Here is a 13,378-nt window from a genome sequence, read left to right on the forward strand (position 1 = left end):
CGCCACGTCAGTTACCTCCCAGCGTGCGGACCGGCGGACGATAGCCGGGGATCTCGGGCAGCGCGGGCGGAACCAGATTGACGATCACCGCGTCGAACCACCGGCCGGTGCCGAGCACGTTGGCGTAGAGACCGTAGAAGGGCGCCGCGAGTTCCAGTGTCTTCGCGATGTTCTGCTGGTTGGCGTTGAGCAGGTCGATCGCCGCGCGCAGGTTGGTCAACGCGGGACCGATCTGCTGCTCGTTGTCGTGCACCAACGCGGTCAGCTCCGCCGACACCGTCTTGGCGCCGGACAGCAGCTGCGCGATGGACTGCTGGCGGATGTTCAACTCGGCGAGCAGCTGTCCGCCCGAGGCCAGCAGCCGCTCGAACTCGGCGTTGCGATCGGCCAGGATCTGGGTGGTCTGCCTGGTCGCGGCGAACAGCTTCTTCAGCTCCTGGTCCCGTTTGGCCAGTGTCTCCGACAGCCGCGCCACACCGTCGATGGAGCTGCGGATCTGCGGCGGCGTCGTCTCGAACGCCTCCGACAGCACCCGCATGCTGGTGGCCAGCTGCGCGGTGTCGATCCGATCGATATTGCGGGCCGCATCGGTGAAGGCGTCTACCACGTCATACGGAGACACCGTGCGCGACAGCGGAATTCGCGAATTCGCAGTTGCGGGCGCGGACCCCCTCGGGTCCAGCGCCAGATATTTCTGCCCGAGCAGGGTCTTGATCTGAATGGACGCGGTGGTCTCGTCGCCGATCCAGGCGTCCTTGGTGCGAAAGTCGACGACGACGCGGTTGCCCTCGAGCCGGACATCGGATACCGAACCGACCTTGACGCCGGCGACCCGGACTTCGTTGCCCTTCTTCAGCCCCGCGGCCTCGGTGAACTCCGCGGCGTACTTGGTGCCCGCGCCGATGATGGGTAGTCGGTCGAGAAAGAACGCCGACACCGTCACCAGGAGCACGATGGCGACGCCGAGCACCCCCAGGAACGCCGGGCTGCGGCCGCCGAGCAGGAAGCGATCTTCCATCAGCGAGCCCTCCCCTGGCAGCGCGGCGCCGCGTTGGTGTACAGCGGCTGGTTGATCGTCGGGAGGCCGGCGGGCAGGTTGAGCTGCGGTGCGTCCACCGCACCCGGGCCGACGACGATATCGATGCCACAGAGATAGAACTGGAACCACGAGCCGTAGCTACCCGCGCGGCCGAGCTTCTCCATCTTGATCGGCAGGCTGTACAGCGCTTCGTTCACCTCGTCGCGACGTTGGTCGAGGGTTCCGGTCAACTGACTCAAACCGGCGATCGACCCTTGCAGCGTCGGACGGACCGGCACCAGCAGATCGGACGTGGCCGAGGTCAGGTCGGCGAGCGAGGTCACCGAACGCCCGATGGTGTCGCGTTCCGCGGCGAGTCCGCTGATCAGCGCCTCGGTGTTCACGATCAACTGGTCGAACTGGTCGTCGCGCTGGTTGACCGTGTCCAGCACGGCGGTCAGGTTGCGGGTCAGCTCACCGATCACGGCGTCCTTGTCCGCGATCCGGTTGGTCAGGTTCGCCGTGGTCGCGACCAAGTCGTGGATCGTGCCCTGCTCACCCTGGAAGGCCTGGATGATCTCGAAGGAGAGCTTGTTCACGTCCTCGGCGGTCAGCGTGCGGAACAGCGGCCGGAAACCGTTGAACAACGTGGTGAGGTTCAACGCCGGCCTGGTCCGCTCCAAGGGGATGGTGCCGCCCTCGGTCAGCTTGCGGCCCTGCACCCCGGTCCCCTGCTCCAAGGCGATATAGCGCTGGCCGACCAGGTTGCGGTACCTGATCGTCGCGATGGTCGAGGCCGGCAACCAGTCCCGGTCGGTGAGCTCGAACTTCACCTCGGCGAGCCGTCTGTCCACGATCGACACATCGGTCACCTTGCCGACCCGCACGCCCGCGATGCGCACCTCGTCACCGCGATTGAGCGAGGTGACGTCGGTGAATCTGGCCTTGAAGCCGGTACCACCGCGGCTGTAGTTGGCGATGGACAATCCGAGCATGGTGGTCACGAACAAGGTCACCACCACGAAGATGATCAGCTTGGCCAGCGGCCCACCCAGACCGCGCAGGGGCTGCCTCATCGCACGTTCACCTCGCTACCGCGGAATGCGGGCGCACCGGCCCGAGTCACCCACCCGGGTACCTGATCCGGCGCGACACCGTTCGCAGCGCCGTAGATCGCGCCGAGCGACTGCTGCTCCATAGGCGAACCGGCGATGGTGGCCACTTTGCTCGCGGGGTAGACGCCGAACTGTGGCGGCTGCAGATAGCCGGCCTCTTGGTCGCCGGGATTGCGGCTGGGCACGGCGTAAGAGCCGTCATTGGGCGGGCCGCCGGGATACTGGCCGGGATCGACGCCCAACGGCTGCTCAGGAACGCACCACGGCCCCCTGGTGTCCAGCCAACGCGGTTCGTCCTGGTTCGGCAGGTACTTGCCGCGAGTGTTGGTCAGCTCGATGCTCACGCGCGAGCCGGGCCGGTCGGTGCCCTTGCCGAAGAGCTTGTCGATGCGCGGCGTCAATTGCGCGAAGTTCGCCAGCGCGCAGGCGTAGCTCGGCGAGTAGTAGGCCAGCTGCTGCAACGCCGGACGCGAGTCGGCGGCCACGTCGATGACGTTGTCGCGGTTGGCGAGCAAGAACTCGGCGGTGGTCGCCGAGGTCGGCGTCAGCGTCGCATACAGCACATCGATGTCGGTGCGCCGCTGCACGATCGTCGCGTTGGTGGTGCGCAGATTGTCCAATGCCTGGATCAACTGCGGAGCCGCATCGGAGTATGTGGCGGCCACCTCGGCGAAACTGCGCAGGTCGGCTCGCAGGTCCGGCAGCACGCCGTTGATCTGACCGAAGATCTCGTCCAGCTTGTCCACGCTTTCGCCGAGCACGAGCCCTTGACCGGCCAGCGCTTGCGACAGCGCGCCGAGGGTCGCGGCGAGGTCCTGCGGTGGAATCGCCTGCAGCAGCGGCATCAGGTCGTCGAGCAGCTTGCTCAGCTCGATGGCGTTGCCGCTGGCGTCTTGGTGCAGCGTCACACCGTCGGTCAGGTGCTGCGGACTCCGGTCCGGCGGAATCACCAAGTCCACGTAGCGCTCACCGAACAGGGTCTTGGGCAGCAGTCGTGCGGTGGCGTTGACCGGGATCTGTTTCGCCTTGTCCGGATCGATGGCCAGGTGCAAGGTCACCACACCACCCTCGGAACGGCTCGAGCGCACCTCGCCGACACTGACGCCGCGGGCCTTCACGTCCGCGTTGCGGGTCAGCGCGTTGCCGACCGTGTCGGTGATCAGATCGACCTGCACGGTTCGGACGAACTGTTTGCCGTAGATCGCGACCGTCGTCCACACGAACAGCGCGACCACGGCGAAGAACGCGACGCCGAGCAACCTGACCCGCAGCTTCTGCGTAGCACGCCAGGTCTGCGTCGCGCGGCTCATCCGGCCACCCGCACCGTCGTCGTGGTGCCCCAGATCGCCAGACTGAGGAAGAAGTCGAGGATGTTCACCAGCACGATCGCGGCGCGGACCGCGCGACCGACCGCGACACCGACGCCGGCAGGCCCGCCGGTGGCATGGAAGCCGTAGTAGCAGTGCACCATGACGATCACGAACGCGAAGACCAGCACCTTGAGGAACGAATACAGCACGTCCTGCGGTGGCAGGAACAGACTGAAGTAGTGGTCATAGGCCCCGCTGGACTGCCCGCTGAACCAGATGCTGACCATGCGCGAAGCCAGGAACGTTCCGAGCAGGCCCACGATGTAGAGCGGAATAACCGCCAGGAATCCGGCGATCACCCGGCTGGTGACCAGAAAGGGGATGCCGGGCACCGCCATCACCTCGAGCGCGTCGATCTCCTCGGAGATCCGCATCGCGCCCAATTGCGCGGTGAAGCCACAGCCGACCGTCGCCGACAACGCCAGCGCGGCGACCAGCGGCGCGATCTCGCGGGTATTGATGTAGGCGGTGAGGAAGCCGGTGAGTGCCGAGCTGCCGAGCGCGTCGAGCGCTTTGAAGCCCTGGAGGCCGACGACGACACCGACCGAGCCGGACATGAACACGATGACGCCGACGGTTCCGCCGATCACCGCGAGCGCGCCGGTGCCGAAGGTGACTTCGGCGAGCAGCCGCATGACCTCCTTGCGGTAATGCACGGCGGTGCGCGGGATCCAGGCGATGGCCCGGGAGTAGAACGACATCTGATCGCCCGCGCGATCGATGACGTTCAGCGGCATGCGGAAGACATCGCCGACCCGACGTATCGACCGGACGACCGGGGTGCGATACGACGTGGCCATCGATCAGGCGCCCTTGGCCGGGACGACCTGCAGGTACACCAGGGTCAGGACGAGGTTGACGAAGAACAGCACCAGGAAGGTGATCACCACTGATTGGTTCACCGCGTCACCGACTCCTTTCGGGCCCCCTTTGGGATGCAACCCCTTGTACGCGGCGATCACGCCGGCGACGAGGCCGAACACCACTGCCTTGATCTCCCCGATCCACAGGTCCGGCAGCTGAGCGAGCGCGGAGAACGACGCCAGGTAGGCGCCCGGCGTTCCGCCCTGCAGCAGCACGTTGAAGAAGTAGCCGCCCGCGATGCCGACCACCGACACCAGACCGTTGAGCAGCAAGGCCACCAGCATCATGCCGATTACCCGCGGCACAACGAGCTTTCGCACCGGATCGACGCCGAGCACCTCCATGGCGTCGATTTCCTCGCGGATGGTGCGCGAGCCGAGATCGGCGGCCACCGCCGACCCGGCCGCGCCCGCGATGATCAGCGCGGTGACCACCGGAGCCGCCTGCTGGACGGTAGCCAGGACACTGGTCGCGCCGGTAAAGGATTCCGCGCCCAGCTGTTTGATCAGCGAACCTGTTTGCAATGCCACGACCGCGCCGAACGGAATCGCGACCAAAGCGCTGGGCAGGATCGAGACACTCGCGATGAACCACGACTGCTCGATGAACTCCCGCCACTCGAAGGGCCGGCGGAACGTTTTGCGCAGGACGTCGATCAGCAGCGCAAAGATATTGCCGGCCTGGGCAAACCCCGACTCCAGCGGAGTCCGCAGGCGCGCCAGGGTGGCATTCACGATCGCAGATGTTACCCGTTAGTTGTGTTGTGTCGCAGGGCATCGCCGGATGTGCCGCCCGGGTAACTGGCCAGGTCGCCGCTGTTATACGCCATCACCTGTGTATCGTCGTTCTCCGCAAGTGATTCGCGAATCGCGACCTGCGCCGCATGCGGCAGGGTGTGCATGATCTCCCGGACACGCTCCTTGCGCCGCAACACCGCCTGACGCACCGGCATACCCGGCGTCGCGCGCATCTGCGGGATGATCCCCTCGACCTCCTCCGCGCCCCCGTGATGGTGGCCGGCGTCCACGAGCGCCTGCTCGCGCGCCATCTGCGCCTCGTCCTTCTCCTCGGACATGCCGATCGGACCGATCATGCGGCCGTTGAGGAACTGCTTGACCACCGGCTCCTCGGACGTCAGCAGCACCTCGCGCGGGCCGAACATGACCAGCTGGCGGCGGAAGAGCATGCCGATATTGTCCGGCACGGTGCGGGCCAGGTTGATGTTGTGCGTGACGATCAGGATCGTGGCATCGATCTGCGCGTTGATGTCGATCAGCAACTGCGACAGGTACGAGGTGCGCACCGGGTCCAGACCGGAGTCGGGCTCATCGACGAGGATGATCTGCGGATCGAGTACCAGCGCACGGGCCAGCCCGGCACGCTTACGCATCCCACCGGAGATCTCGCCGGGCAGCTTGCCCTCGGCGCCGAGCAGACCGGTCAGCTCCAGCTTCTCTATCACGATCTTCTTGATCTCGGATTCGGTCTTCTTGGTGTGCTCGCGTAACGGAAAAGCCACATTGTCGAACAGGCTCATCGAACCGAACAGCGCACCATCTTGGAACAGCACGCCGAAGAGCTTGCGAATCTCGTACAGCTCCTTGTTGGAGCAGGTGGTGATATCCGTGCCGTCGATGTAGATGGAGCCGCGCTCGGGACGCAGGAGACCGATCAGCGACTTCAAGAACACCGACTTACCGGTGCCCGACGGGCCCAGCAGCGCGCTCACTTCGCCCGACGGCAACGTGAGAGATACGTCCTGCCAGATTCGCTGCGAACCGAAGGACTTGGTTACGCTCTCGGTCCTCACCTCGACGCCCACGCCAACCTCCACAATTCTCAGCGAGCTCCCCACCAACGAAGCCGCACGCTCGGCCGATCGCTGTGCAGCACACCACCGTGGGTCCGGTCACTGTAACGCACCAGAGAGACGGGGCACACCCCTGAGCTGACCGAAGAGTAACCCCGCAAATCACAGTGATATTCAGGATGCGCCCCAGGTCGCCGGAAATAGCGAACGGGCGGTCCCCCTGAAGGGGAACCGCCCGTTCGGCGTGTTTCGCTCGGGAATTACTTGACCGAGACCTTGGCGCCGGCCTCTTCCAGCTTCGCCTTGGCAGCCTCGGCAGCGTCCTTGGCGACCTTCTCCAGGATCGGCTTCGGGGCGCTCTCGACCAGGTCCTTGGCTTCCTTCAGGCCCAGGCCGGAGACGATCTCGCGGACCACCTTGATGACCTGGATCTTCTTGTCGCCGGCACCCTCGAGGACGACGTCGAACTCGTCCTGCTCCTCGGCCGCCTCCGCCGGAGCGGCGGCACCGCCGACGGCCGCGACGGCGACCGGAGCAGCCGCGGTGACCTCGAACTTCTCCTCGAACTTCTTCACGAAGTCCGACAGCTCGAGCAGGGTCATGTTGCCGAAGACCTCGAGCAGTTCGTCAACGTTGGCCATTGTGGTATTCCTTTCGGTAGTAGATGTCTATGCGGGCAAGTCGTACCGCACGGGTTTTACTCGGCGGCGGGCGCGCCTTCTTCGGCCTGCTTCTTCTCCTGCAGCGCGGCGGCCAGGCGGGCCACCTGCGAAGCGGGAGCGTTGAACAGACCAGCGGCCTTGGCGAGGTTGCCCTTCAGGGCGCCGGCGAGCTTGGCCAGCAGGACCTCGCGGGTCTCCAGATCGGCGATTCGCTCGACCTCGGACACGGACAGCGCAGCGCCGTCCATGTAGCCGCCCTTGATGACAAGCGCCTTGTTGTCCTTCGCGAAGGTCTTCAGCGCCTTGGCCGCGTTCACCGGCTCACCGCTGATGAAGGTGATCGCGGTCGGTCCGACGAACAACTCGTCGAGCCCTTCCACGCCCGCCTCGGCAGCAGCCCGCTTGACCAGGGTGTTCTTGGCGACGGAGTACGTGGCGTCGGCGCCGAGCGCGCGCCGCAGCTCGGTGAGCTTGCCGACCGACAGGCCACGGTATTCCGTGACGACGGTGGCCGTCGAGCTCCTGAACTGCTCAGCGATCTCCGCGACCGCGGTGACCTTCTCGGGTTTTGCCATGCTTCGCCTCCTCTCTGATGGTCGGTTCGTACACGCGAACTACCGATCAGAGGTGGGCGATAAAACAAACGCCCCGAACGCAGAGCGTTCCGGGGCGCAACGGAAAACCGGTCCGGGCCATACCCGGATCAATTCCCAGCCTCGGCTCTCCCTGCGTGGGCCGCCGGCACTGTCGCCGGACCTTCGACCGAACCCGGGCGGGATCGGCGACCAACGGTCTTCGGTAGAACGGATTGGGTAGCGATCGAACTTGTCGATAACTGACGTCCAATGTACCTGGACGGGCCCCATCTGCCAAAACGGCCTACCCTGCGGGGCCGGATCCGGATCTGGCAGTTCGCAGGGACGTCGCGCGCCGGGCATACCAGACCAGTCGGCGGAGCATCGCTGACGCGCCGGACCGGAATTCCATGTCGGTGACCAGTCCGTCCGGGCCGACGTCCTTGTGCAGCACCGGCAGGCACCCACAGGCTTCGCAATCGACATCGGCGCCCAAATAACTCAGCACGCTCCACAGCATCGCGACCGCGCCGTCACCCCGACCGAGTGGTGCGACCGTGATCCACGCAACCGGCTTCTCGTGGAGGTCGGCGGTGCCGACGGTCCAGTCGAGCAGATTCTTCAGACTGCCCGGCAGCGTGCCCGCATATTCCGGAGTACAGAACAGGACCGCATCGGCGCCCGAGAGCTGTTGTCGCAGCGCGAGAACGGATGGATGTGCGGAGCCGTCGTCATCCGGGTTGAAGGCCGGCAATTCCGCGAGGTCGCCGTACCATCGGGCGGATACGCCGTCCGGGGCGAGTGCCGAAATCGTGCGCAGGGCAGCGGAATTGGTAGATGCGGCGCGAGTACTGCCGGAGATCAACAGAACGACGGTCACATCGAACCCAACCACGCGGCCCGGCGAATTAGTCCGGATACGCGCAGTGGCAGGGACGCTTTCGCATCCCCGCCACTGCCGATCATCAGCTCGAGGTGCTGCTTACGCTTCCTCATCGAGGAGGTTGCGGGTGCGGTTCGGGTCCACCGGGATGCCCGGTCCGGTGTTCGTCGAGACCGTCACCTTCTTGACGTAGCGGCCCTTGGCGGTCGACGGCTTGGCGCGCAGGATCTCGTCCAGCGCGGCACCGTAGTTCTCCACCAGCTTGGTGTCGTCGAAGGACGCCTTGCCGATGACGAAATGCAGGTTGGCCTGCTTGTCGACCCGGAAGTTGATCTTGCCGCCCTTGATGTCGTTGACGGCCTTGGTCACGTCGGTGGTGACCGTGCCCGTCTTCGGGTTCGGCATCAGACCGCGCGGGCCGAGGACCCGCGCGATGCGACCGACCTTGGCCATCTGGTCCGGGGTGGCGATCGCGGCGTCGAAGTCCAGCCAGCCGCCCTGGATCCGCTCGATCAGGTCCTCGGCGCCGACGGCATCGGCGCCGGCCGCCTCGGCCTCGGCGGCCTTCTCGCCCGCGGCGAACACGATGACACGGGCGGTCTTACCGGTGCCGTGCGGCAGGTTGACGGTGCCGCGAACCATCTGGTCGGCCTTGCGGGGATCCACACCGAGACGCACGGCGACCTCGACGGTCGCGTCGGTCTTGGCAGTGGCGGTCTCCTTCGCCAGGCGCGTGGCGGCCAGCGGGGAGTAGAGCTTCGTGCGATCGACCTTCTCGGCCGCGGCAAGATATGCCTTGCTTCGTTTTGCCATGATTCTCTGTCCTTGTTCGATTGCGGTGCTCCCGGGGCTCTCCGTGGTCACCCAGGCTTGCGCCTGCGAGCCCTTCGTTCGCACCGCAGTGTTGGTGGTTCAGACGTGGTTATCGGGCCTGGCCGGCCCTCCCACCAGGGAGCGAGCACGCTCAGCCTTCGACGGTGATGCCCATCGAACGCGCGGTACCCGCGATGATCTTCGCCGCCTGATCGATGTCGTTGGCGTTCAGATCTTCCTGCTTGGTCTTGGCGATCTCGCGCACCTGGTCCATGGTCACCTTGGCGACCTTGTTGCGGTGCGGCTCGGCCGAGCCCTTCTGCACACCCGCGGCCTTGAGCAGCAGCTTGGCGGCCGGCGGGGTCTTCAGCTTGAAGTCGAAGGACCGGTCCTCGTACACCGAGATCTCGACCGGGATGACGTTGCCACGCTGCGACTCGGTCGCGGCGTTGTACGCCTTGCAGAACTCCATGATGTTGACGCCGTGCTGACCGAGCGCGGGGCCGACCGGAGGGGCCGGGTTCGCCTGGCCGGCCTGGATCTGAAGCTTGATGATCCCGGCGAGCTTCTTCTTCTTGGGGGGCATCTTTCGTTCCTAGGTGTTTGTTGTCCTTGCTCTTTGCAAGTCGTATGTTGCGATCCTCGACCGGGCGGATTCACCCCCCCGGAGCTGAGGCCGGTCTAGATCTTCGCCACCTGGGTGAACGCCAGCTCGACCGGGGTCTCACGGCCGAAGATCGACACGAGCACCTTCAGCTTCTGCTGCTCGGCGTTGACCTCGGAGATGCTGGCGGGCAGCGTGGCGAACGGACCGTCCATCACCGTCACCGACTCGCCGACCTCGAAGTCGACCTCGATGACCGGCTTCGGCGCGACCTCGCCGCCCGCGGCCTCGGCGGTCGCCGTGGCGGCCGCGGCGGGCTTCTTCTGCTGCTGCGCGGCCGGGACCAGGAACTTCACCACGTCGTTGATGGACAGCGGCGACGGGCGGGACGTGGCGCCGACAAATCCGGTGACGCCGGGGGTGTTGCGCACCGCGCCCCATGACTCGTCGTTGAGCTCCATCCGGACCAGGATGTAGCCGGGCAGCACCTTCCGGTTGACGTGCTTGCGCTGCCCGTTCTTGATCTCGGTGACCTCTTCGGTGGGCACCTCCACCTGGAAGATGTAGTCCTCCAGGTCCAGGTTCTGCACGCGGGTCTCGAGATTGGCCTTCACCTTGTTCTCGTAGCCGGCGTAGGAGTGGATCACATACCACTCGCCGGGGGCGCGCCGCAGCGCGGCCTTCATCTCGGCGACGGGATCGGCGTCCTCGGCGTCGACAGGGGCGGCGGGAGCGGGCTCAGCGGGCTCCGATTCCTCGACCGGGGACTCGTCGGTCGCGAACTCCTCGACGGAGTCGGTGGGCTCGGCCACCGCGTCGTCGGCCGGGAACTTGTCTTGTGTGCCGTTCTCCGGGGTGCTCACTGGGGCACTCGCTTCCTGTGTCGTCACGTACATCCTCTGCGTGCCGGGCCGGGCGCGCGGCGAAATCCTTTCGCCGCTGTCCGCCCGGGATCGGCTACCGGCGTCGGCGTCGTTCAGCTAGCCGAACAGCCAGCTGACACCCTTGATGAACGCCAGATCCAACCCGCTGATGAACGCGACCATGAAGATCACGAACACCAGAACAACGCTCGTATAGGTGACCATCTGCTTCCGGTTGGGCCAGATCACCTTGCGCAGTTCCGCGATGACTTCGCGCAGGAACTTGATCAAACGCTTGAACGGATTGCCCGGCTTGCGTTCGGCCCGATCGGTCTTGGCTGCCTTCCGCGACGGACGGTCGAGCGTGGCGATCGCGCCCGTATCGGTCTGCGAGGACGAGGCAGCGCGAGTACGCCGGGCGGACCGCTTGCCGCTCGGCCGAGTCACTGCGGCGGTGTCATCGCCTTCGTCGGCATGCGCACCGCGGCGAGTGTCCCGCTCGTCCACGTCGATCCTCTCTCGTCGCTGGCATCCAGGGCAGGGGCGACAGGACTTGAACCTGCAACCTGCGGTTTTGGAGACCGCTGCTCTGCCAGTTGAGCTACGCCCCTTCGGTCGGACGGTGTGGGCTGTCCAACCACTCTTCGATATTCAGTTGTGTCCTGCGGTCACACAACACGCGCGCCACTCCGGCAGTTGCCGGCCCCGTCGGCGATCCTCGCAGACCGCGTGGAACCAGCCCTACAGAGCAGCGCGCAGCGGCTGGTGACCCCAGAAACCTGAGTGTACGTTACTGTGCGCGCCATTAGCCAATCAGGGTCGAGGCGACCAGGTCAGGCCAGTTGTACCGTCGCGGTCGCGCGGCCGAAGATCTTCTTTCCCGCCGACTTCGCGACGATGGCCACAACCGCGGTCTTGGCCTCCGGATCGACCGACTTCACCTTACCGCTGTACTCGATCTCGGCGGCCTCGTCGGCGCCCACATAGACCGGGCTGGTGAAGCGAACGTTGTACTCCTTCACCGCGCCGGGATCACCCAGCCAAGAGGTGATGAAACCACCGCCGAGGCCCATGGTGAGCATGCCGTGCGCGACCACGTCGTCCAGGCCGACCAGCTTCACCACCTCGTCGCTCCAGTGAATCGGGTTGGCGTCACCGGAGACGCCCGCGTAGTTCACCAGATCGCCGCGGGTGAGCCGGACCGTACGCGAAGGCAGCTCCGCACCGACCGAGACGTCCTCGAAGCGGAGGCCGTGCTTGGTGCCTACCCCCTCGGGGGCCGGCGAGACCGGAGCGGGCGCCTGGCTCGCGGAGTCCGAGCTGCGCGGGCGGTGTTCCGGCGCCTCCTCGCCGATGCCGTGCATGAGCACGTTGCGGACGGCCGCGGCGAAATTCGGGTCGATATCGCCGCCGCTGCGGCCGACGAGCGTGGTGTACGTGGTGAGCACCAGTTCGTCGTGCTGCGCGGTGACGATGTTCTTGGTCACGATGATGTCGCCGCCGAAGGCCTGCCGGAACGAATGCAGGTGGACGTCGCAGGTGAGCTGGTCACCGACCCTGATCGGGCGGTGGAATTCCAGGATCTGGTCGGTTTGCATGATCTGGCTGAGGTCGTAGCCGGTGACGATCTGTTCGAACAGCTTGCGCTGGGCCAGGATCCCGACCAAGGAGATGAACGTGACCGGCGCGAGCAGGTTGTCGTGGCCGTACTCCTGGGCCGCGTCCTCGTCCCAGTGCACCGGGTGGTAGTCCTGCACGGCGCGGGCGTACTCCCGCACCTTTTCGCGGCCGACTTCGTAATAGTCGTCGACGCGGTAGTGGTGACCGACCATCGCCGCGGCGTGCGTCGCCGGGTCTGTCGCCTCGCCCGCCTGGACCGCTTCGTCTGTACCGGTGTTGATTGTCACGGGAGGACTGTACCTATCTGACCCCGATGCCCGGAGTCGGTGGAGCGCTCACCACCGCACCCACACCGTGAAAATGCGTCAGGGCCGGACTAATGTCCGGCCCTCGCGGTTGTCACGGCCCGAGATACCGGGATGTGACTCGCGGCGCCATTCCACGCGGCAGTTCACGCGTGGAGAAACTAGCGGGATTCGCGGTGCGCCCGGTGGGTGCCACAATTCGGGCAGAACTTCTTCAGCTCCAGCCGATCCGGATCGTTACGCCGGTTCTTCTTGGTGATGTAGTTGCGGTGCTTGCACTGCTCGCAGGCCAAGGTGATCTTTGGCCGGACATCGGTGGACTTCGCGGCCACGATATGCCTTCTTTCCGGTACCTGATGGGCTTGATCGGTTGTGGTAGCGATGGCCGGACTTGAACCGGCGACACAACGATTATGAGTCGTTTGCTCTACCGACTGAGCTACACCGCCACGGCGTCGCATTGCGATGGTGCCGAGCCCAACCCGCCAACTACGGGAGCGATGCCGAGTCGGTCACCACCGGCAATCCGGCGAGCCCCCTAACGGAATCGAACCGTTGACCTTTTCCTTACCATGGAAACGCTCTGCCGACTGAGCTAAGGGGGCATGACTGCTTCCGCACCGAGACCCGAGTACTCGACCTCAGCGCGGTGAAGTCTTGAACGAGGTTACACACTTACCGCCCTCACCACCAAACCGCGTGGTCAGAGCTGCATTTTCGGCCGCGCCCGGCGAACCGCGCAAACGCAACCAACAATGCCCCTGGCATACCAACAACCCGGATACACGGCCGACTAACGCAAGCACTGGAAGCGAAGCCCGGCCGGGCAGGGTGTGGGGGTTGCACCCCGCAAGACAAGACGAAGCGAGCCCTGTA

General features: G+C 65.6%; 15 protein-coding genes and 3 tRNA genes. All 18 read right to left on the minus strand.

Annotated elements, in window-relative coordinates; genetic code table 11:
- Positions 1 to 7 precede the first annotated feature (7 nt).
- The 18 genes from ACT86A_RS02905 to ACT86A_RS02990 all read right to left on the minus strand — a co-directional run bounded on the left by ACT86A_RS02905 (position 8) and on the right by ACT86A_RS02990 (position 13,107).
- Positions 8 to 1,018, minus strand: coding sequence for an MCE family protein (locus ACT86A_RS02905; protein ID WP_445090409.1), 1,011 nt, complete (start codon positions 1,016 to 1,018; stop codon positions 8 to 10).
- Complete coding sequence (locus ACT86A_RS02910; RefSeq protein ID WP_445090410.1) at positions 1,018 to 2,094, minus strand: MCE family protein; 1,077 nt, start codon at positions 2,092 to 2,094, stop codon at positions 1,018 to 1,020. Before ACT86A_RS02910 ends, ACT86A_RS02905 begins: the two co-directional genes overlap by 1 nt.
- A complete protein-coding gene (locus ACT86A_RS02915; RefSeq protein ID WP_445090411.1) occupies positions 2,091 to 3,443 on the minus strand; it encodes an MCE family protein in 1,353 nt (450 codons plus the stop codon). Before ACT86A_RS02915 ends, ACT86A_RS02910 begins: the two co-directional genes overlap by 4 nt.
- Entirely contained in the window at positions 3,440 to 4,303 is an 864-nt protein-coding gene (locus ACT86A_RS02920; protein WP_445090412.1) for an MlaE family ABC transporter permease, read from the minus strand. Before ACT86A_RS02920 ends, ACT86A_RS02915 begins: the two co-directional genes overlap by 4 nt.
- 3 nt (positions 4,304 to 4,306) lie before the next feature.
- A complete protein-coding gene (locus ACT86A_RS02925) occupies positions 4,307 to 5,101 on the minus strand; it encodes an MlaE family ABC transporter permease (protein ID WP_445090413.1) in 795 nt (264 codons plus the stop codon).
- Positions 5,102 to 5,112: 11 nt separating this feature from the next.
- Positions 5,113 to 6,189, minus strand: coding sequence for an ABC transporter ATP-binding protein (locus ACT86A_RS02930; RefSeq protein WP_445090414.1), 1,077 nt, complete (start codon positions 6,187 to 6,189; stop codon positions 5,113 to 5,115).
- Positions 6,190 to 6,437: 248 nt separating this feature from the next.
- Positions 6,438 to 6,818 (minus strand): 50S ribosomal protein L7/L12, encoded by a 381-nt coding sequence (gene rplL / locus ACT86A_RS02935; RefSeq protein WP_445090415.1) that lies wholly within the window; start codon positions 6,816 to 6,818, stop codon positions 6,438 to 6,440.
- Between the two features lie 56 nt (positions 6,819 to 6,874).
- On the minus strand, positions 6,875 to 7,414 hold the full coding sequence (rplJ, locus tag ACT86A_RS02940) for a 50S ribosomal protein L10 (protein ID WP_445090416.1): 540 nt from the start codon (positions 7,412 to 7,414) through the stop codon (positions 6,875 to 6,877).
- Between the two features lie 304 nt (positions 7,415 to 7,718).
- Complete coding sequence (locus tag ACT86A_RS02945) at positions 7,719 to 8,294, minus strand: NADPH-dependent FMN reductase (RefSeq protein ID WP_445090417.1); 576 nt, start codon at positions 8,292 to 8,294, stop codon at positions 7,719 to 7,721.
- A 102-nt stretch (positions 8,295 to 8,396) separates the two neighbouring features.
- Positions 8,397 to 9,110: a 50S ribosomal protein L1 gene (gene rplA / locus ACT86A_RS02950; RefSeq protein ID WP_445090418.1), complete on the minus strand. Its 714-nt coding sequence runs from the start codon at positions 9,108 to 9,110 to the stop codon at positions 8,397 to 8,399.
- Between the two features lie 151 nt (positions 9,111 to 9,261).
- Positions 9,262 to 9,696 carry a 50S ribosomal protein L11 gene (rplK, locus tag ACT86A_RS02955; protein ID WP_014988496.1) on the minus strand — a complete coding sequence of 145 codons (435 nt, stop codon included), beginning with the start codon at positions 9,694 to 9,696 and terminating at the stop codon, positions 9,262 to 9,264.
- A 95-nt stretch (positions 9,697 to 9,791) separates the two neighbouring features.
- The gene (nusG, locus tag ACT86A_RS02960; RefSeq protein WP_445090665.1) at positions 9,792 to 10,577 is read right to left on the minus strand and encodes a transcription termination/antitermination protein NusG; all 786 of its coding nucleotides are present in this window, start codon (positions 10,575 to 10,577) and stop codon (positions 9,792 to 9,794) included.
- A gap of 117 nt (positions 10,578 to 10,694) precedes the next feature.
- On the minus strand, positions 10,695 to 11,084 hold the full coding sequence (gene secE / locus ACT86A_RS02965; RefSeq protein WP_445090419.1) for a preprotein translocase subunit SecE: 390 nt from the start codon (positions 11,082 to 11,084) through the stop codon (positions 10,695 to 10,697).
- 31 nt (positions 11,085 to 11,115) lie between these two features.
- Positions 11,116 to 11,188: transfer RNA gene (locus tag ACT86A_RS02970), tRNA-Trp, on the minus strand.
- Positions 11,189 to 11,410: 222 nt separating this feature from the next.
- Positions 11,411 to 12,478: a fused (3R)-hydroxyacyl-ACP dehydratase subunits HadA/HadB gene (locus ACT86A_RS02975; RefSeq protein ID WP_445090666.1), complete on the minus strand. Its 1,068-nt coding sequence runs from the start codon at positions 12,476 to 12,478 to the stop codon at positions 11,411 to 11,413.
- Positions 12,479 to 12,663: 185 nt separating this feature from the next.
- The gene (rpmG, locus tag ACT86A_RS02980; protein WP_011211653.1) at positions 12,664 to 12,834 is read right to left on the minus strand and encodes a 50S ribosomal protein L33; all 171 of its coding nucleotides are present in this window, start codon (positions 12,832 to 12,834) and stop codon (positions 12,664 to 12,666) included.
- A 41-nt stretch (positions 12,835 to 12,875) separates the two neighbouring features.
- Positions 12,876 to 12,951: transfer RNA gene (locus ACT86A_RS02985), tRNA-Met, on the minus strand.
- An 83-nt stretch (positions 12,952 to 13,034) separates the two neighbouring features.
- Positions 13,035 to 13,107 (minus strand) — tRNA-Thr (locus ACT86A_RS02990).
- Between the last annotated feature and the right edge of the window lie 271 nt (positions 13,108 to 13,378).

The organism is Nocardia glycosmidis, assembly GCF_052545115.1.